The organism is Mycolicibacterium iranicum, from assembly GCF_014190915.1.
Taxonomy (GTDB): Bacteria; Actinomycetota; Actinomycetes; order Mycobacteriales; family Mycobacteriaceae; genus Mycobacterium; species Mycobacterium iranicum_B.
This window is the reverse complement of the sequence record NZ_JACHVU010000010.1, coordinates 167,739-186,805: the sequence shown is the minus strand read 5'-3', so window position 1 is coordinate 186,805 and position 19,067 is coordinate 167,739. Positions and strand designations below refer to the sequence as shown.

Annotated in this window: 18 protein-coding genes and 1 tRNA gene; 6 read left to right on the top strand and 13 right to left on the bottom strand. The window is 69.4% G+C overall.

Annotation, left to right across the window (positions count from 1 at the left end; translation table 11 throughout):
* Positions 1-11: 11 nt before the first annotated feature.
* From mshC to FHR72_RS20315, 7 genes are all read right to left on the bottom strand, one after another.
* Complete coding sequence (gene mshC, locus FHR72_RS20345; RefSeq protein WP_183471460.1) at positions 12-1,250, bottom strand: cysteine--1-D-myo-inosityl 2-amino-2-deoxy-alpha-D-glucopyranoside ligase; 1,239 nt, start codon at positions 1,248-1,250, stop codon at positions 12-14.
* A gap of 67 nt (positions 1,251-1,317) precedes the next feature.
* Positions 1,318-2,100, bottom strand: a complete 783-nt coding sequence (locus FHR72_RS20340) for a 3'(2'),5'-bisphosphate nucleotidase CysQ (RefSeq protein WP_311736206.1) — start codon at positions 2,098-2,100, stop codon at positions 1,318-1,320.
* Positions 2,101-2,117: 17 nt separating this feature from the next.
* The gene (locus tag FHR72_RS20335; protein WP_183471458.1) at positions 2,118-2,924 is read right to left on the bottom strand and encodes an Rv2133c family protein; all 807 of its coding nucleotides are present in this window, start codon (positions 2,922-2,924) and stop codon (positions 2,118-2,120) included.
* Positions 2,911-3,495 carry an Rv2134c family protein gene (locus tag FHR72_RS20330; protein WP_183471456.1) on the bottom strand — a complete coding sequence of 195 codons (585 nt, stop codon included), beginning with the start codon at positions 3,493-3,495 and terminating at the stop codon, positions 2,911-2,913. Before FHR72_RS20330 ends, FHR72_RS20335 begins: the two co-directional genes overlap by 14 nt.
* Positions 3,496-3,532: 37 nt before the next feature.
* The gene (locus tag FHR72_RS20325; RefSeq protein WP_183471454.1) at positions 3,533-4,246 is read right to left on the bottom strand and encodes a histidine phosphatase family protein; all 714 of its coding nucleotides are present in this window, start codon (positions 4,244-4,246) and stop codon (positions 3,533-3,535) included.
* Entirely contained in the window at positions 4,243-5,073 is an 831-nt protein-coding gene (locus FHR72_RS20320; RefSeq protein WP_183471510.1) for an undecaprenyl-diphosphate phosphatase, read from the bottom strand. The genes FHR72_RS20325 and FHR72_RS20320 overlap by 4 nt, the downstream gene beginning before the upstream one ends.
* A gap of 54 nt (positions 5,074-5,127) precedes the next feature.
* Positions 5,128-5,451 carry a hypothetical protein gene (locus FHR72_RS20315; protein WP_183471452.1) on the bottom strand — a complete coding sequence of 108 codons (324 nt, stop codon included), beginning with the start codon at positions 5,449-5,451 and terminating at the stop codon, positions 5,128-5,130.
* 139 nt (positions 5,452-5,590) lie between these two features.
* Here FHR72_RS20315 and FHR72_RS20310 point away from each other — a divergent pair, with 139 nt between their 5' ends.
* From FHR72_RS20310 to FHR72_RS20300, 3 genes are read left to right on the top strand one after another with little or no spacing between them, the layout of a single operon-like run.
* Positions 5,591-6,610: an NHL repeat-containing protein gene (locus tag FHR72_RS20310; protein ID WP_183471450.1), complete on the top strand. Its 1,020-nt coding sequence runs from the start codon at positions 5,591-5,593 to the stop codon at positions 6,608-6,610.
* A gap of 52 nt (positions 6,611-6,662) precedes the next feature.
* A complete protein-coding gene (locus FHR72_RS20305) occupies positions 6,663-6,902 on the top strand; it encodes a DUF5703 family protein (protein ID WP_183471447.1) in 240 nt (79 codons plus the stop codon).
* Positions 6,902-7,963: a quinone-dependent dihydroorotate dehydrogenase gene (locus FHR72_RS20300; protein ID WP_183471508.1), complete on the top strand. Its 1,062-nt coding sequence runs from the start codon at positions 6,902-6,904 to the stop codon at positions 7,961-7,963. Before FHR72_RS20305 ends, FHR72_RS20300 begins: the two co-directional genes overlap by 1 nt.
* Here FHR72_RS20300 and FHR72_RS20295 read toward each other — a convergent pair.
* Positions 7,960-8,490, bottom strand: coding sequence for a YbhB/YbcL family Raf kinase inhibitor-like protein (locus FHR72_RS20295; RefSeq protein ID WP_183471445.1), 531 nt, complete (start codon positions 8,488-8,490; stop codon positions 7,960-7,962). The two genes, FHR72_RS20300 and FHR72_RS20295, sit on opposite strands and share 4 nt — an antisense overlap.
* A gap of 27 nt (positions 8,491-8,517) precedes the next feature.
* Positions 8,518-9,873 (bottom strand): M20/M25/M40 family metallo-hydrolase, encoded by a 1,356-nt coding sequence (locus FHR72_RS20290; RefSeq protein WP_311736205.1) that lies wholly within the window; start codon positions 9,871-9,873, stop codon positions 8,518-8,520.
* 81 nt (positions 9,874-9,954) lie between these two features.
* Between FHR72_RS20290 and FHR72_RS20285 the strand changes: the two genes are divergently transcribed.
* Both FHR72_RS20285 and FHR72_RS20280 read left to right on the top strand, forming a co-directional pair.
* Positions 9,955-10,040 (top strand) — tRNA-Leu (locus FHR72_RS20285).
* A gap of 51 nt (positions 10,041-10,091) precedes the next feature.
* Positions 10,092-11,390 (top strand): acyltransferase family protein, encoded by a 1,299-nt coding sequence (locus FHR72_RS20280; RefSeq protein WP_183471443.1) that lies wholly within the window; start codon positions 10,092-10,094, stop codon positions 11,388-11,390.
* 1 nt (position 11,391) lies between these two features.
* Here the strand turns inward: FHR72_RS20280 and FHR72_RS20275 are convergent, their stop codons facing one another.
* The 3 genes from FHR72_RS20275 to FHR72_RS20265 all read right to left on the bottom strand — a co-directional run bounded on the left by FHR72_RS20275 (position 11,392) and on the right by FHR72_RS20265 (position 17,555).
* Positions 11,392-15,378, bottom strand: coding sequence for a bifunctional nitrate reductase/sulfite reductase flavoprotein subunit alpha (locus FHR72_RS20275; RefSeq protein ID WP_183471441.1), 3,987 nt, complete (start codon positions 15,376-15,378; stop codon positions 11,392-11,394).
* A gap of 3 nt (positions 15,379-15,381) precedes the next feature.
* Complete coding sequence (locus tag FHR72_RS20270; RefSeq protein ID WP_183471439.1) at positions 15,382-16,845, bottom strand: nitrate/nitrite transporter; 1,464 nt, start codon at positions 16,843-16,845, stop codon at positions 15,382-15,384.
* Positions 16,846-17,033: 188 nt separating this feature from the next.
* Positions 17,034-17,555, bottom strand: coding sequence for a hypothetical protein (locus FHR72_RS20265; protein ID WP_183471438.1), 522 nt, complete (start codon positions 17,553-17,555; stop codon positions 17,034-17,036).
* Positions 17,556-17,771: 216 nt separating this feature from the next.
* Here FHR72_RS20265 and FHR72_RS20260 point away from each other — a divergent pair, with 216 nt between their 5' ends.
* Positions 17,772-18,413 carry an NADPH-dependent F420 reductase gene (locus FHR72_RS20260; protein WP_183471436.1) on the top strand — a complete coding sequence of 214 codons (642 nt, stop codon included), beginning with the start codon at positions 17,772-17,774 and terminating at the stop codon, positions 18,411-18,413.
* On the opposite strand, the gene FHR72_RS20255 is transcribed toward FHR72_RS20260, so the two are convergent.
* Positions 18,403-19,029: a TetR/AcrR family transcriptional regulator gene (locus tag FHR72_RS20255; protein ID WP_183471434.1), complete on the bottom strand. Its 627-nt coding sequence runs from the start codon at positions 19,027-19,029 to the stop codon at positions 18,403-18,405. The genes FHR72_RS20260 and FHR72_RS20255 overlap by 11 nt on opposite strands.
* Positions 19,030-19,067: the final 38 nt, after the last annotated feature.

The following is a 19,067-nucleotide window of genomic DNA, read 5'->3' as shown; positions in this document are numbered from 1 at the left end:
CGGGCGACTGTTTACAGCTCAACGCCCATCAGCGCGTCGACCGCCGCCGCCACCGTGCGGCCGGCCTCGGTGTCGTGACCTCCGTAGGACAGCGCATCTGTGGCCCAACCATCCAGTGCGGCAATGGCTTTCGGCGTATCCAGGTCATCGGCGAGGTAGCGCCGGACCCGGGCGATCACGTCGGCGGCGTCGGGGGCGCCGCCGAGTGCCGTCGCGGTGCGCCACCGGTGCAATCGCTGCTGCGCCTCGTCGAGCACCGCGGGGCTCCAGAACCTGTCCTCGCGGTAGTGCCCCGCGAACAACCCCAGCCTGATCACCGCCGGGTCCACGCCGTCGCGGCGCAGCTGCGACACCAGCACCAGGTTCCCGCGGCTCTTCGACATCTTGTGACCGTCCCAGCCGATCATGCCGGCGTGGACGTAATGGCGGGCGAAACGCCGTTCGCCCGAGACACATTCGGCATGGGCGGCGGAGAACTCGTGATGCGGGAAGATCAGGTCGCTCCCGCCGCCCTGGATGTCGACCACGGTGCCGATCCGGCTCATCGCGATCGCCGCACACTCGACGTGCCACCCGGGGCGGCCGGGACCGAAGGGCGAGGGCCAGCTCGGCTCGCCGGGACGTTCGGCACGCCACAGCAGCGCATCGAGCGGGTCCCCCTTGCCGGGCCGGTCGGGATCACCGCCGCGTTCTGCGAACAGCGTCGCCATGGTCTGCCGGTCGTACCCCGACTCGTAGCCGAACTGCACCGTCGCGTCGGCGCGGAAGTACACGTCGGGATACTGCGCGTCGTCGACGACGTAGGCGGCGCCGGAGGCCAGCAGCTTCTCCACGACCTCGATGACCTCGGCGATCGCCTCCGTCGCGGCGATGTAGTCACGGGGGGGCAGCACCCGCAGCGCGGCCATGTCCTCACGGAACAGGTCGGTCTCCCGGTCGCCGAGCTCACGCCAGCCGATGCCGTCGCGCTGCGCGCGCTCGAACAGCGGGTCGTCGACGTCGGTGATGTTCTGCACGTAGTGCACGTCGTGTCCGGCGTCGCGCCACAACCGGTTCACGAGATCGAAGGCCAGGTACGTCGCGGCATGGCCCAGGTGTGTCGCGTCGTAGGGGGTGATGCCGCAGACGTACATCGAGGCGGTCGCCCCCGGGCTCACCGGACGCACCTGCCGATCCGCGCTGTCGTAGAGCCGCAGCTGCGGTCCACGCCCAGGCAGCACCGGAACGCTCGGCGCCGACCACGATTGCATAGCTTCGACTCTAGACATCGACGTGTGGGACAACTCCGACGGCTGTTTCATTCCCGACGCGTCGACGTCAGCGGTGTCCGTACGCCGACCAGATGGCCTTCAGCAGGACGTCGGCGAGCTCGGGACGGCACATCAGCAGGTCCGGCAGGTAGGGGTCGCGCCGGTTGTAGATCAGCGGGGATCCGTCGATGCGGGTCGCGTGCATACCCGCGGCCCACAGCACCCCGGCCGGTGCGGCCGAATCCCATTCCCACTGCCCACCGGCGTGCAGGTAGGCGTCGACGTCGCCGCGGACCACGGCCATCGCCTTGGCGCCCGCCGACCCGATGCGGACCAGCTCGATGTCGAGTTGCTCACGGATCCGCCACAGCACCGGCGGGGGCCGATTCGAGCTGGCCGTGATCCTGATGGGGCCGTCGGCGCGCGGGGGCGGGGGGGTGACGGTGTCGCTGCGGTACACCTCGCCGCGGGCCGGCAGGGCGACGGCGGCGTCGGTCAGGGTGCCCAGACCGTCGGCTCCGCCGCGCTGCCACAGCGCGATGTGGACGGCCCAGTCGGCGCGCCCCGGCATCGAGTATTCGTGGGTGCCGTCGACGGGGTCGACGATCCACACGCGGTCGGCGTCCACCCGCGTCAGGTCGTCGACGGCCTCTTCGGACAGGATCGCGTCGTGCGGACGCGCGGCGCGCAGCCGGTCCATGATCAAGGTGTTGGCCCGCATGTCCCCGGCGTCGCCGAGGGAGTACGGGTCGAAATAGTCGCCGTACCCGATCTGCTCGCGCAGCGCGAGCAGCATGTCACCGGCCTCCTCGGCCACCGCGGCGGCCAGTGCGGCGTCGGTCAGGGTCACCCGGTCAGTAGATCACGTCAGAATGCCGGCCACGGTATCGGCCGACTGCGCTCGGGTGTCGGCATCACCGGATTGCGCAGCAGCTCAACGACTCTGGACCGAAGGGCGGCGACCTCGCGGGGGGTGATGTGGTTGCACAGCTCGGCGCCCAGATCGGAGCCAAGCGCCTCGCGGAGCTTCTCCACGTCGGCGAGGGTCTCGTCGTCGACCGGCTTGCCCGCCCACCCCCACAGCACGGTGCGCAGCTTGTCCTCGACGTGCAGCGTGACCCCGTGGTCGACGCCGTAGACGCCGCCGTCGACACCCTGCAGCACGTGGCCGCCCTTGCGGTCGGCGTTGTTGATCACCACGTCGAACACCGCGATACGGCGCAACCGCTCGTCGTCGGCGTGGACCAGGGTGACCTCGTCGCCGGCGTAGTCGTAGGCCTGCAGGATCGGCAGGAAGCCGGCGGGGATGTGCCCGGACGGAAGGAGGTCGATCAGATCGGGGCCGCGGTCGGCGTCGTCGTCGGGATCCTCGTCACCGGGCTGGTCCACCCACCGCTGCAACATTCCCGGTCCTGCGGGCCCGTCACGAATGATGGTGTACGGCACGACATTCCACTCCAGCGCGGCCGAGACGAGATACGACGCCAGCTCCCGTCCGGCCAGCGTGCCGTCGGGGAAGTCCCACAGCGGCGCCTCGCCGCGGATCGGTTTGTACACGCAGTGCTCGCTGTGCTCCCCCAAAGTGGCCTCACACAGGAACGTCGCGTTGCTCGCGGAGCGGATCCGCCCGAGCACGGTCAGGTCGCCGCGCTGCAGAACCTCAGAGCTCGTCATCGTCGGACCCGGCCAGCTCGCCGCGCCGATAACCGTTGGTTCGGACGCAGATGTGGCCTTCGGGGTCCAGCGGCTCCTCGCAGAGCGGACACGGCGGGCGCCCCGCCGAGATGACCCGGTTCGATCGGGCGGCGAACTGGCGGGCCGACTCGGGGGTCAGGAACACCCGCACCGCGTCGGGGCCGTCCTCGGCGTCGTCTAGCACGACCGAGGCGTCGAACTCGGTCTCCGACACGGCCAGCAGTTCGACGACGACGGTCTGGGCCTCCGAGTCCCAGCCGAGGCCCATGGTGCCGACCCGGAACTCGGCGTCGACCGGGGTGATCAGCGGGCTCAGGTCGTCGATCTCGCCCGTTTCGGGTGGGATGGGGGTGCCGAAGCGGCGGTTGATCTCCAGCAGCAGCGCCGCGATCCGCTCGGCGAGCACCGCCACCTGCTGCTTCTCCAAGATCACCGAGACCACGCGCTTGTCGTGGACCGCCTGCAGATAGAAGGTCCTGTTTCCCGGTTGGCCGACGGTCCCGGCCACGAAGCGGTCGGGTGTGCGGAAGACGTGGATTTCGCGGGCCATGGCAGTGTCCAAAATACCGGGAGACGTCAGGATCGCTTCATTCGGTGGACCCACCCACCACCGCGTCACCGGCCGGAACGCTCCCGTCCTGGGTCTTCTCGTCGGCCGGCGGCGCCGGTGGGGCCGACAATGCGCCGTTGAGCGCCGCGCCGGTGTGGTTGACGTGAATCACGAATGGGCGCATCGGGGTGTACCGGATCACGCTGACCGAGGCGGGGTCGGCGTTGATGCGCTGGAAGCTGTCGAGGTGGGTGCCCAGCGCGTCGGCCAGCACCGACTTGATGACGTCGCCGTGCGTGCAGGCGACCCACAGCACGTCGGCGCCGTGCTCCTCGGCGAGCCGGCGGTCGTGTTCGCGGACCGCGGCGACGGCACGGGCCTGGACGGCGGCCAGCCCCTCCCCGCCGGGGAACACGGCCGCGCTGGGCTGCTGCTGGACGACCGCCCAGAGCGGTTCCTTCACCAGGTCGGCGATCTTGCAGCCGGTCCAGGAACCGTAGTCGACCTCGGTGATGCCGTCGTCGACCACCGGTTGCAGGTCCAGTGCGGCCGCCAACGGCTCCACGGTGCGCTCACACCGCAGCAGCGGCGAGCGCACGATCGCGCGGATCGGCAGCCCGTCGAGCCGGTCCACCAGGGCGGCAGCCTGCTCGCGGCCACGGTCGTCGAGGTCGACACCCTCGGACCGACCGGCCAGCGTGTGAGCGGTGTTCGAGGTCGAGCGACCGTGGCGCACCAGCAGAACCGTCATATCGCGGCCACCGTTCCCGTGGAGAGGAGGATCAGGACCGTCGTGCCCAGGATGATCCGGTACCCGACGAACCAATACATGCTGTGCCGGACCAGGAACCGCAGGAACCACGCGACGGCGGCATAGCCGACGACGAACGCGATCACCGTCGACACGAGCAGTTGCGGACCGGTCGCACTCATGCCTTCGCCGACCGGGTCGAACGCGTCCGGCAGCGAGAACAGCCCCGAGGCGAACACCGCGGGGATGGCCAGCAGGAAGCCGAACCGTGCGGCGAGTTCGCGCTCCATCCCCAGGAAGAGCCCGGCGCTGATCGTCGCTCCGGACCGCGACACCCCGGGCACCAGGGCCAGGCACTGGGCGAAGCCGACGATCACGCTGTCCTTCCACGTCAACTGTTCGACGCGGCGGGTCTGCCTTCCTGCGTACTCGGCCGCGGCGATGACGAACGAGAACACGATCATCGCGGTGGCGACGAGCCAGAGATTGCGTGCGCCGGTACGGATCTCGTCTTTGAAGAGCAGGCCGATGACGCTGATCGGGATGGTGCCGATGAGCACCCACCAGCCGAGCCAGTAATCGGCGTCGCGTTGTCCGGACCTGAACAGGCCCCTGAACCACGCCTTCACGATCCGCACGATGTCGCGGGCGAAGAAGACCAGTACCGCGGCCTCGGTGCCGAGCTGGCTGACCGCGGTGAACGAGGCGCCTGCATCGTCGTCGAAGAAGACCCGCGAGGCGATGGCCAGGTGTCCGGAGGAGGACACGGGCAGGAATTCGGTGAGCCCCTGCAGGACCGACAGGACCACGACCTGCAGCCACGACATCTCAAGAACCCCCGTCACGACGACGACCGTACCGTGAGGCGGCGTCGGGGGCGGCTAACGGTTGTTGCGGGCCACCGGGTGCGCGTCGGCGATGGCGTCGCGGACCGCGGCGATCACGGAACGCTCGTCGCTCATGTCGATGTCGGTGAGCTTGCGGCTGGCCAGGGCGACGATGTCCTCGTCCTGCGGGACAGGTCCGCGCAGCCGGGGGCGGTACACCTCGACGATCAGTGACACCTGGCGGTCCGCGTGGGCAGAGCGGAAGGAGAAGCTGCGCCCGTCTCCGAGCTGACCGAATCCGCTGGCGTGCAGCCCGGTGGTGATGTCCTCGATGAGGAAACCCTGCCCGGTCACGTCACGATCCGCCGCGAGCGTCATGGTATGTACCATACCGCCGCCGGGGCGGGCAGGCGTCGCGGACGTCGCGATTGGATGCTGCCGCGTTGCATAGACTGGCTCCCCGGTCGAAGTTCCACCCGTTCGAGTCGAGAGCTACCCCTTGCCGCCACACCTAAACGTGCCAGGTCACCTGCCCCGCCGGGGGTTCGCTGCGCTGACGCTGGTGCTGATCGTGGGATGTTCGTCGAATCCGGCCGAGGCGCCGCCGCCGACGATCACCCCGGCCCGGGCGGCCGACTCTCCCCCGGTGACACAGCCGCTGCCGGGGACCGTCCGTCCATTGGCGGGGCCTGCGGAGGCCGCGGTGTTCGACGCGGCCACCTCGTCGCTCGTGGTGTTGTCGACCGGCGACGCCGACCGCTCCACCGTCACGGTCATCGCCGAGGACGGTACCCAGACCCCGGTGCCGCTGGACACGGTCGCCTCGGCGCTGGCCGGGGACGACGAGGGGCGTGTCTACCTGGCGGCGCGGGGCGGCTACCTCCGGATGGACATCGCCGGCGGCGCTGTCACCCGGGTGGACGTCGACGGGCAGGGCGGGGTCGATTTCACCGCGATCGGACGCCGGGCCGACGGCAGACTGGTGCTCGGCAGCGCCGACGGGGCGGTCTACACGCTGTCCTCGGATACCGCGGTCGGCGCACAGCTGAAGATCTTCGCCCGTGTCGATGCCCTTGTCACACAGGGTGATACGGCCGTGGTCCTCGACCGCGGGCAGACCTCGGTGACGAGCCTGAACGACGACGGCACCGGTTCCGAGCACGCGCTTCGAGCAGGCGAGGGTGCGACCACGATGGCCGCCGACGGAGCCGGGCGGGTGCTGGTCGCCGACACCCGCGGCGACGAACTGCTGGTCTACGGGGTGAACCCGCTGATCCTGCGGCAGCGCTACCCGGTGCCGGACGCCCCGTACGGCCTCGCCGGTTCCGGGAACGAAACCGGGTTGGCATGGGTTGCACAGACGGCGACCAACACCGTCGTTGGTTACGATCTGGCGACCGGCATTCCCGTCGAGAAGGTGCGATATCGAACCGTGCAGCAACCGAACTCCCTGGCATACGACGACGACTCCGGCACCCTGTTCGTGGTGTCGGGTTCGGGTGCTGGTGTCCAGGTGATCCCGGAGGCCGCGCGATGAGCGCTTGCGCGAAGAGCAGAGGGCGCCGGTGAGCGGCGGATCGCGGAGCCGGATGCCGGCTGCGTGGAGCAAGGCGGTCGCGGAGGATTCGTCGGACTACGAATGGATCCCGTTGCGGCTGCCACCCGACGTCACGCGCGTCACGGCGTCGATCCGGTTGTCGATCGAGGCGGAGTACCGCGGCTGGGAGCTCAACCGCGTGCGGCTCTACACCGACGGATCGCGCCGGGTGCTGCTGCGCCGCAAGAAGCGCGCCGACGGTCCGCCGGGTCCGGACCAGCCGGGCCTGTGATGTACGCGGCGCTGCGCAAGGCACTCTTCCTCGTCCCGCCCGAACGCATCCACACCTGGGTGTTCGCCGGTCTGCGGGCGGCCACCACTCCCGAACCGCTGCGCCGGCGCCTCACCCGCAGCCTGGCGCCGCAGGATCCCGTGCTGGCGAGCACGGTATTCGGGGTGCGGTTCCCCGGGCCGATGGGGCTCGCCGCCGGTTTCGACAAGGACGGTCTGGGCGTGCACACCTGGGGCGCCCTCGGATTCGGCTACGCCGAGGTCGGCACCGTGACCGCACAGGCCCAGCCGGGGAATCCGGCGCCCCGGATGTTCCGGCTGCCCGCCGACCGGGCGCTGCTGAACCGCATGGGCTTCAACAACCACGGTTCCGCGGCGCTGGCACAGCAATTGGCGGGCAGCGTCTCGGAGGTGCCGATCGGGGTGAACATCGGCAAGACCAAGGTGACCACAGCCGAGAACGCTCCCGCGGATTATGCGCAGAGCGCCCGGCTGCTCGGCGCGCTGGCCGCCTACCTCGTGGTCAACGTCAGCTCCCCCAACACCCCCGGGCTGCGCGATCTGCAGTCGGTCGAGTCGCTGCGGCCCATCCTGTCCGCCGTGCTGGCCGAGACGTCCACCCCGGTGCTGGTCAAGATCGCGCCCGACCTCGCCGACGGCGACATCGACGAGATCGCCGACCTCGCAGTCGAACTGGGCCTCGCGGGCATCGTGGCGACCAACACCACGATCTCCCGGGACGGTCTGGCGACGCCGGGGGTGGACGCTCTGGGCGCCGGTGGCATCTCGGGGCCGCCGGTGGCCCGCCGCGCGGCCGAGGTGCTGCAGAGGTTGTACGCACGCGTCGGCGACCGCTTGGTGCTGATCAGCGTCGGCGGCATCGAAACCGTCGACGACGCGTGGGACCGCATCACCGCGGGCGCGTCGCTTCTGCAGGGCTACACCGGATTCGTGTACGGCGGCGGGCTGTGGGCCAGGACCATCAACGACGGCATCGCCCGCCGCCTGCACGCGAACGGCTTCGCCAGCCTCTCCGAGGCGGTCGGGTCGGCGGCGCGCTAGTTCTGCTCGTAGGTCCCGGTGATCAGCGCCCGGGCGATCGCGTGGCTGAAGAGGTTGAAGCCCAGGTAGGCCGGGGTGGCTTCGGCGGGGATCTCCAGCTTTTCGACGTCGACGGCATGCACGGCGACGATGTAGCGGTGCGGGCCGTGTCCGGCGGGCGGGGCGGCGCCGATGAATCGCTTCAGCCCGGCGTCGTTGGCCAACGTGACGGCATCGCCGGGCAGGCTGCTGCCGTCGCCGACCCCTTCGGGCAGGTCGGTGACCGTCGCGGGCAGGTTGAACACGGCCCAGTGCCAGAAACCCGACACGGTCGGGGCGTCGGGGTCGAAGACGGTGACCGCGAAGCTGCGTGTCTGCTCCGGGAACCCGGACCAGCTCAGCTGCGGTGACACATCGGACCCGCCGGCCCCCATGATCCCGCTCACCTGGTCGTCGCCCCACGCCTGACCGTCGCTGAACGTCTGCGAGGTCAGCTCGAACGTGGGCAGCTCAGGCAGAAACGAGTACGGGTCGTAGTCAAAAGCCATGGAGGCGACTCCTTCTTGTCGTGTCGATTACGAGTTCAGCAGGAAGTGCTCGAGGACCTGCGCGCCGAACCTCAACGCATCGACAGGTACCCGTTCGTCGACGCCATGGAACAGGGCGGCGAAGTCCAGATCGGGCGGCAGGCGCAGCGGGGCGAAACCGAAGCACCGAATACCCAAGCGCGCGAAGTGTTTTGCATCCGTGCCGCCGGAGAGCATGTACGGCACGGTGCGGGCGTCGGGATCGGTGGCCAGGATGGCGGCGTTCATCGCCTCCAGCAGCTCGCCCTCGAACGGCGTCTCGTAGGACGGCAGGTTGGTCAGCCATTCCCGTTTCACATCGGGGCCGATGATCTCGTCGACCTCGCGCTCGAAGTCGGCCAGGCGCCCCGGCAGCACCCGGCAGTCGATGACGGCCTCGGCCGTCGCCGGAATCACGTTGGCCTTGTAGCCGGCCTTGAGCATCGTCGGGTTCGCGGTGTCACGCAGGGTCGCCCCGACGATCCGGGCGATACCGCCGAGCTTGGCGACGGTGCCCTCGATGTCCGGGGAGGCGGGATCGAAGGCGTACCCGGTCTCCTCGCCCACGGCGGTGAGGAACTGCTCCACCGATTCGGTCAGCACGATCGGGAAGCGGTGCCTGCCCAGCTTGGCGACGGCCTCGGCCACGGCGGTGACGGCGTTGTCGTCGTGCACCATCGAGCCGTGCCCGGCCCGGGCCCTGGCCGTCAGCCGCATCCACAGCATCGCCTTCTCGGCCGTCTCGATGAGGTAGAGCCTGCGTTCACCGCCGTCCGGACGGGGCACCGTCAGCGAGAACCCGCCCACCTCGCCGACTGCCTCGGTGACACCCTCGAACAGGTCCGGGCGATGCTCGACGAGCCATTTGCACCCATAGTTGCCGCCGGCCTCCTCGTCGGAGACGAACGCGAACACCAGGTCTCGTGGCGGCACGGTGCCCGAGCGTTTGAAGTGCCGGGCGACCGCGATGATCATGCCGACCATGTCCTTCATGTCGACCGCGCCACGGCCCCAGACGTAGCCGTCCTCGACGGCACCGGAGAACGGGTGCACGCTCCAGTCGGACGCCTCGGCGGGCACCACGTCCAGGTGCCCGTGCAACATCAACGCGCCCCGGGACCGGTCGGCGCCCTCGAGGCGGGCGAACACGTTGGCCCGGCCGGGCGCACCGGCCTCGATGTACTCGCAGGTGTAGCCGACCTCGGTCAGCTGATCGACGACCCAGCGGGCGCAATCGGCCTCGCCCTTGGTCGTCGCGGGGTCGCCGGTGTTGGAGGTGTCGAAGCGGATCAGCGAGCTGACGAGCTCGACCACCTCGCCGGCCGGTGTCGCGCCACTGCCCAGACCACTCCCGCTCGCACTCACAGGTCCCTTTCTAACACTGCGCGGCTCGGCTGGTTTGGGCCCGGGGCGGCTCATCCGTTAGCCTTAGCTGCCGCAGAGCAGGTCCGAGTGGCGGAATGGCAGACGCGCTAGCTTGAGGTGCTAGTGCCCTATTAACGGGCGTGGGGGTTCAAGTCCCCCCTCGGACACTCTTCTCACCTACCGCATCAGCGGCGTCGTGAGCCCCAGAATGGGACGCGATGGATGCAACCGCGGCTTCTTCTCCCCCACGCGAGATCGCGCTCGACCTGTACCGGTCGGCGGCGGTCATGCTGGTCGTGATCGGGCACTGGCTCCTGTCGGTGATGACCTATCGCGACGGCGAGTTCGGCCGGGACAACCCTCTGGTCCTGCTGCCCTGGACGCAATGGCTCACGTGGGGCTTCCAGGTGGTCCCGGTGTTCTTCGCCGTCGCCGGGTACGCGAGCGCGGTGTCGTGGGGGCGACGGGACGCGACGACGTCGCGCCAGGACTGGGTCCGCCGGCGCGTCGCGCGCACCCTGGGACCCACCGCCGTCTACGGCGGGTTCGTGCTCGTCGTCATGGGCGTGTTGAAGATCGCCGGCATCAGCGGGGAGGTGCTCGAGCTCGGCGGGTGGGCGGTCGCCATGCACCTGTGGTTCCTGGCGGTGTACCTGATGGTGGTCGCACTGACTCCCCTCGCCGTGGCCGCCCACCGGCGCTGGGGACTGGCCGTGCCCGCCGCGCTGGCCGCCTGCCTGGTCGTCGTCGACATCGTCGGCATCGCGACCGGACACCAGGAAATCCGGATGGCGAACTACTTCTTCTGCTGGGCGGCGATCTACCAGCTCGGGATCGCCTGGCACGGTGGGCTTGTCGGCCGGCGGATCCTGATATCGATGGCTGTCGCCGCCGCGGCCGCGCTGCCCCTGCTCGTGAGGTGGGGCCCGTACCCGATCGCGATGATCGGCGTGCCGGGCGACCGGGTGGAGAACTCGGCGCCGCCGTCGGTGGCGCTGCTGGCTCTGGCGACCGTCCAGATCGGAGTGCTGTTCGCGATCGTCCCGCTTCTCAATCGGGCGCTGGCACGGGGCGCATGGCCGCGGCTGCTCGCGGTGGCGAACAACAACGTGATGGCGCTGTACCTGTGGCACATGATGCCGGTGATCGTCGTGACCGTGGTCGCTTACCCGGCGGGTCTGCTGCCCCAGCCTCCGCTGGGTTCGGGCGCCTGGTGGCTGGGCCGCCTCGAGTGGGAGCTCGTGTTGGCGGTCGTGACGGCGGCCCTGGTCTGCGTGTTGTTCTGGCAGCGACGGCTTTTCGCGGCATCCGCACCGACCTTCGGCGTGCCGGTGTCCGGCGCGGTCGCGGAGGCCCTGCTCTACGCCGGCACCGCCGCGTGTGCGCTCGCGCTGAGTCTGTTGTCGGCGAACGGCTTTGCCCCGCGCGGCGAGTTCCCGGTGGCGACGGTGGCGTTGTTCGTCGTCGGTGCGGGGTTGGTCGGGGCGCGGCCGCGGGTGCCTGCTGCGCTGCGGTGACTCAGTACACGTCGCGCACGTACCGCTTCTCGGCCACCATGTCCCGCTTGTAGTCACGGGCGGCATCGGAGCTCATTCGTCCGTGGGTGCGGAGAATCTCAGTGAGTGCCTCGTCGACGTCTCTGGCCATCCTCGAGGCGTCGCCGCACACGTAGAAGTGGGCACCGTCGTCGAGCCAGCGCCACACGTCGGCCCCGTAGTCGAGCATCTTGTGCTGCACGTAGACCCGCTGTGGCTGGTCCCGGGAGAACGCGAGGTCGAGACGGTTCAGGAAACCGTCGTCGACCATGTCCTGCAGGTCTTCCCGGTAGTAGAAGTTCTGCTCGCGGTGCTGATCCCCGAAGAACAGCCAGTTGGGTCCGCGGTGGCCCAGCGCCCGCCGCTCCTGGAGAAAACCGCGGAACGGGGCGATGCCGGTGCCGGGGCCCACCATGATCATCGGGGTGTCCGCATCGGCCGGCGGCCGGAAGTGCGGTGAGCGTTGCAGGAACACCGGAACCGGCGTGCCGTCGGGCAGGTCGGCCAGATACGTCGAGGCGACACCGCCACGCGGGCCGCCGTCTGCGCCGCGGAAGCGGACGACCGCGGTGGTCAACTGCACCTCATGGGGGCTGACCAACGGGCTGGAGGAGATCGAATATTGGCGCGGCGTCAGACGCACCAGCACCTCCTGCCACGACTCGACCTCGGCCCGCACGGGGAACTCCCGGACCACGTCGAGCCCGTTGCGGTTCGTCAACCAGGTGTCGAGCGTGCCGCGGTCTCGGCGCAGCCGCTTGGCGGTGCCTGCATCCGGACAGTGCTCGGCGACAAAGCTCATCAGGTTCGAGGTGACCTTGCAGATGTCGTAGTGCGCGCTCAGGGCCTCGCCCAGCGTCATCTGTTCCCCGTCGACGACGACGGCTTCCGCGCCGGTGAACCCGGTTGCGGCAAGCCAACTCTCGACGACGAACCCGGAGTTGCGCACGCGGACGCCGAGCGAATCTCCGACGGAGTAGGTGATCTGGTGTGCGCTGATGTCGAATCCCAACTGCCGCACCTCCTTGGCGGCGCCCGGCGGGGTGAGCCGGATGTTGCGGCACAGCGGTGCGTCGACGGGATGGTTACGGGTGAACAGCGCGGCCGCAGTGGAGGTCTCGGGCCGCGGTGTGGGTGTCGCGGGCGTTGTGGACGTGGCAGACATGTCGCGCGGTGCGGGCGATGTCACCAGTTCCGCGACGGTGTCCGCCCACCGGGTCATGGGCTGTTCGTCGTGGGCCTCGCACTCGGCCCGGTCGAGGACCCTGGTGGCGCCCAGTTCCGCGAGCCGCGTGTCGAGGGCCTTCGCGTGGCCGCAGAAGTCCTCGTAGGAACGGTCCCCGATGCCGAGCACCGAGAACCGGACGCCCTCCAGCGACGGGGCTTCCGGGGACTCCAGGCGTTCCCAGAACCCGGCACCGTTGTCCGGCGGGCCGCCGTCGCCGAAGGTGCTGGTGACGAGGACGACCTCCCCGGCACCGGTCAGATCGACCGGGTCGACGTCGTCCATGGCGAGGAGGCGGGCACCGCTGAGTCGCTCGCCGAGCCTGCTCGCGAACTCCTCGGCGGTGCCGGTCTGGGACGCCCACAACACCATCGGGCCCGTCTGAGGTGCGGCGGGCGCTCCCGCTGTCTCGAGACGCGAACAGCGCCCAGCGAGCATCCCATCGATCCAGAGCCTGGCGCGTGGGCCGACCGGGGCGCTCGCCGGTAGCACCGGCACGCCGGGCAGGCCGTTCTCGATGCCGGCCAGGAATCCGGCCAGGTACGTCTTCTCGTCGTCGGTCAGCTCCGGGGCTGCCGACTCGACAGGCACCGGGGTCAGGCGCACGGCGCACACCTTGAACTCCGGCTGCAGGGAATCGGGGTCGACGGCGTCGTGGGTGAGGGCGTTGACCGTCAGATGCGGACCGTGTTCGTCGTTCCAGTGGAACGGAACCCAGGTGTCGCCGGGCCGGACACGCTCGGTGACCACGGCAGGCAGGACCGCGCGACCGCGGCGGGTCACCAGCTCGACATCGGCGCCCTCCACGATGCCGAGCGCCGCCGCGTCGTCGGGGTGCACCTCGACGAACGGTCCCGGGTTCAGCTTGTTCAGCGCCGCGACCCTGCCCGTCTTGGTCATGGTGTGCCACTGGTGTTGCAACCGACCGGTATTGAGCACCAGCGGGTAATCCTCGTCGGGCAGTTCGGCGGCCTCCCTGTGGGGGCGGGGCAGAAAGACCGCACGCCGCGAGGGGGTCGCGAACGCCAGGCGCGGGACGGCGCCGTCCGGTCCGGTGTGCAGGGTCTGCGAGACACCGTCGTTGACGTACCGGACCGGGTTGCGGTCGGGCTGTTCGTCGGAGGCGCACGGCCACTGCACCGGTGTCTCCCGCAGCCGTTCGTAGGTGATGCCGCGCAGGTCGTAACCCGTTGCCGGATTGTGGAACCGGCGGATCTCGTCGAAGATCTGCTCGCTGGATTTGTAGTCGAAGTCGTCGCCGAACCCGAGGTGGCGGGCCACCCCGCAGATCAGCTCCCAGTCGGGCCGCGCGTCGCCGAGGGCGGGGACGGACTGCTGCAGCAGTGTCAGCGTGCGATCGGAGTTGACCATGACCGCATCGGTCTCTGCCCACAGCGTGGCGGGCAGCACGATGTCGGCGTAGCGGTTGGTCGCCGTGTCCGCGTAGGTGTCCTGGGTGATCACCAGGTCCGCGGATCTCAGACCTGCGACCACACTGTCCCGGTTCGCAACGCTGGCAACCGGATTGGTGCAGATGATCCACACCGCCCTGATGTCACCGGAACCCATCTGCCGGAACATCTCGACGGTGCCCGGGCCCACGTCCGGGCGGAGGGTGCCCGGCTGAACGCCCCACTGTTCTTCGACGAAGGCACGGTCGTCGGCGGACAGGACCGTCCGCTGACCGGGCAGGCCGGGGCCCATGTATCCCATCTCGCGCCCGCCCATGGCGTTGGGCTGACCGGTCAGCGACATCGGCCCGCTGCCGGGGCGGCAGATCGCGCCGGTGGCCAGGTGCAGGTTGCAGATCGCGTTGGTGTTCCAGGTGCCGTGGGTGCTCTGGTTGAGTCCCATCGTCCAGCAGGTCATCCAGTCGCCGGCGTCGGCGATCATGTCGGCGGCGGCCCGGATGTCGGCTTCGGCGAGACCGGTGATGTCGGCGACACGTCCGGGCGGGTAATCGGCCAGGAACGCCGGCATCTGGTCCCAGCCCTCGGTGTGCTCGGCGATGAAACCCCGGTCTATGGCGTCGTTCTCGACGAGCAGGTGCAGGATGCCGTTGAGCAGCGCGAGATCGGTGCCGGGGCGGATGGGAAGATAAAGGTCCGCCTTGGCGCTGGTCGCGGTGCGACGCGGGTCGACGACGATGAGCTTCGCTCCGGCCTTGAGCCGGTCCGCCATGCGCAGGTACAGGATCGGGTGGCAGTCGGCCATGTTGGAGCCGATGACGAAGAACAGGTCGGTGCGGTCGAAGTCGGTGAAGGAGCCCGGTGGGCCGTCGGCGCCCAGCGACTGCTTGAAACCTGTTCCGGCGCTGGCCATGCAGAGCCTGGAGTTCGATTCGATGTGCACCGTCCGCAGAAAGCCCTTGGCCAGCTTGGTGGCCAGGTACTGCGCCTCGATCGACATCTGCCCCGACACGTAGAGTGCCACCGCGTCGGGTCCGTACTCGTCGACGATCGCGCGCAGCCGCGTTCCCGCTTCCGCGACGGCGTCGTCGACGTCGACGGCCACCGGGTCGGCGTCACGCGAGGGCCGCAGCAGCGCCGTGGTCAGCCGGCCGTCGGTGGCGGCCATCATCTCGGCGTGGGTGGCGCCCTTCGTGCAGAGCCGTCCGGAGTTGGTGGGATGCAACGTGTCTCCGGACACGCGGGCGATGACCGGCACGCCCGTGGCGGGGTCGGTGCGGGTCTCGACCGAGATGCCGCACCCGACCCCGCAGTAGGAACACGCGGTGCGGGTCATGCCCTACCCGACGGGGACCGGGGCCGACGCGCGGCCGATGTTCTCACCGGCGTGGGTCCGGTGTTCCTGCAGCCGCAGGAACACGAACCAGGTCACGACCGCACACACCACGTAGAACCCGAGGAACACCCAGAACGCCATCGTGGCCGATTTGGCGTCGCTGACATAGGACGCGCGCAGCACCACGTTGATGAAGACACCGCCGAGTGCGCCGACCGCGCCCGCGAAACCGATCAGCGCACCTGACATCGCCCGTGACCACGCCGCCTTCTCCTCGCGGCCGAGGTCGTCGCGTCCCTGCGCCTTGGCTTCGAAGATCGACGGGATCATCTTGTACGTGGAGCCGTTGCCCAGGCCCGAGAGCACGAACAGCAGGATGAAACCCGCCACGTAGCCGATCATCTGACCGCTCGTCGGCGCCCCGGACAGGGCGTCGTCCCTCACCCCGGTGCCCACCAGGATGCCCGCCGCGAACATCATCGCGACGAACACGTAGAGCGTGATCCTGCCGCCGCCGACACGGTCGGCCAGCTTGCCGCCGATCGGGCGCGAGATCGAGCCGAGAAGCGGCCCCAGGAAAGCGATCTGGGCCGCGTGCAGAGATGCCTGCGCCGGGGTGTCACCGGCGGCGAGGTAGTTGATCTGCAGGACCTGTCCGAAGGCGAACGAGAAGCCGATGAACGAGCCGAAGGTGCCGATGTAGAGGAAGCTCATCACCCAGGAGTGTCTGAATCGCATGGCCTCCACCAATGCCCCGAGGTTCGATCTCTGGTTGCGCAGGTTGTCCATGTACAGCGCGGCGCCGACGGCCGCGACGCTGATCGCGACCAGGTAGGCGGCGCAGACGATCTCGGGGCGCGCGTTGCCGAGGGTGGCGATGACGAACAGGCCGATGAGCTGGATGACCGGGACGCCGATGTTGCCGCCGCCGGCGTTGAGGCCCAGCGCCCAGCCCTTGAGCCGTTGCGGGTAGAACGCGTTGATGTTGGTCATCGACGAGGCGAAGTTGCCGCCACCGAGACCCGCGAACGCGGCGACCACCAGGTAGGTGGTGTAGGAGGCGGGGTTCTTCATGTAGTACAGCGTCAGTGCGGTCGGGATCAGCAGCAGCAGTGCGCTGACGATCGTCCAGTTGCGTCCGCCGAACCTGGCCGGGGCGATCGTGTACGGGATGCGCATGAAGGCGCCGACCAGCGTGGGCACGGCGACGAGGTAGAACTTGCCCGCCGCGTCGATGCCGTAGACGTCCTGCGGCATGAACAGCACCATCACCGACCAGATCGACCACACGGAGAACCCGACGTGCTCGGCCACGATGGACCAGATCAGATTGCGCTTCGCGACGTCTTTCCCGGCCGGGCTGCCCCCGGTCCCCTCCCAGGCTTCGACGTCCTCGGGATCCCAGTGTTCGATGTCGCGGTCGCGCCTCAGCGTGCTTGCCATGGCCCCAGTGAAAGCGCAGGTCATTCCGCATCGGTTGCACGTCGATGACCACGGTGAAAACTCACCCTCACATCGCGTGTCCACTCGCGGTGAGGCGCGGCGAGCGAGGTTTCCGGGGCGGACACGGCGGTACGCAGCTTCCCGGTCGAGAACGTGGACGGCACGATCCGGCTCATTGTCCTGATCGGCGTGAGCCGGGCCGTGCCGGGCGGCTAGCGGACGATGGGCGGTGCGGCGGGGGTGCCGCCGGGTGATGCCGCCAGTGCGACGGCTGCCCACTTGCCGTTCTGGATCCACACGGCGGTGGCCAGATCCCTGTTGTTGCAGTTCGGGAAGATGTCCCTGGTGGGGTTGTTCATCCAGAAGTCCAGGGCTGCCTGCGGCGATCCCTGACCGTTGATGATGTAGTCCGCCTCACCCCAGCTGGTCACGTGGTAGCCGCGGCCGGCCAGCATGCTGTCGGCCGGGACCCGGCCGTTGCCGGCGATGCCGCCGGGCGGGTTGACCATGGTCTTGGCGATGGACACCGCGGTGTCGACGAGCGCCTGCGAGCCACCGTAGGGCGCGCAGCCCGCGGCGACGTGGCGGTCGTTGATCATGCGCCACAGGTCGTCCTGCGGTGAGGCGGAGGCGGCGGGCGCCCCCACCACCGACAGGGCGACGGCGCCGGCGCCGGTGGCGACGACGGCGGCGCGGGTCAATGCGGTGCGGAGGTGAAACGGGTTGGTGTTCATCGCAGTTCCTTCGGTTGATTCTCCTGTGGCCTCCGGGCGGAGACATCGTCCGATCGTCGGGGACCGGGGATCACGGCGCGTGCGTAGTGGACTACGTGAGTACGCGGACCCCCGGGCGGCGTGGGGGTGAGTACCGGGAATAGGTGCCGTGCGCCCGCAGTTAGGTGACGTATCACAGATTCGACGGAACCGAGTCCCAGATCAGAGGAGCACGCCATGCGGTACGCCATCATCGGAGCAGGCAACATCGGTACGGCGGTGGCCGGCCATTTCGCGCGCACCGGCGTCGAGGTCGGCGTGGCCGCCTCGCGCGGAGTGGACGCGGTGCGCGGCGTGGCCGAAAAGATCGGGCCGCAGGCGATTCCCGTCGATGTCGCCGACGCGCTGGGCGCTGACGTCGTCATTCTCGCGGTGCCGCACGAGGCGATCCGCGAGCTCGTGGGCAGCGTGCCGGACTGGGCGGGCCGCATCATCGTCGACGCCACCAACGCCATCGACTACAGCGACTTCTCCCCCGCTGACCTCGGGGGGCGGGCGTCGTCGGACCTGGTCGAGGAATGGGCCGTGGGCGCCCGCGTGGTCAAGGCGTTCGGGCACACGTGGGCCAAGGTTTTGGCCCGCGAGCCGGGCGACGGGCATGGCGGCCGCCGGGTGCTGTTCCTCTCCGGCAATCACTCCGACGCCAATGCCGAGGTGGCACAGTTGATTTCGGGGTTCGGCTTCGAACCCGTCGACCTCGGCCGCAACGGCGAGGGTGGGCTGCTGGCTCAGTTCGGCGGGCCGCTGACCACCAAGAGCTTCGTGTCGCAACCGATCGCCGGATCCGGCCCTGCCGAGATGGACCTCGTCACCGACTGAGGTCGGAGGGGACGGGCTGGGCCAGGATGGCGCTGCCCAGCCACCTCCGCAGGAACGCCCGCAGCTGGTCGGCGGTCCGCTCGGGGTGGTTGGGCGCGACGAAGAAGGACAGCATGGTGCGCAGGGTGAACTCCACGAGATCGCGCAGCGCGTCGTCGTCGTAACCGTATGCCGCCCAATCGACGTCGAAGCGGGCGATCATCTGCATGCCGACGTCCCGGGCGAGCGCGGAGGTGACCTCGCTGGGGCCCGACGAGGCATTCGGCTCCGCGAGCACGACAGCAAGGTGCGGGATGGTCGTCACGGCGTCGAGGGTGAACAGGACGCCTTCGGTCATCGCGTCGGCGGGGTCGTGGATACCGCGCACGTGGTCTGCCAGCTGGTCCAAAAACCCGTCGACCGAGGCGATTGCGGCGGCGCGCATCAGGGCGTCGGCCGTCGCGAAGTAGCGGTAGACGGTCTGACGGATGACGCCGAGCGACTCGGCGACGTCGGCGATGGTGATCGCAGAGCCGGTTTCGGCGATCAGGTCCACCGCGGCGCTCACGATACGTCGTGCGGCCTCATCGTCGTCGGCGGGTGGATCACCGCCCCAACCTCGGCGTTTGCGTGCCATGGTGCTGCCGACCGTAGCACAGGCGTTGACGCCGGACC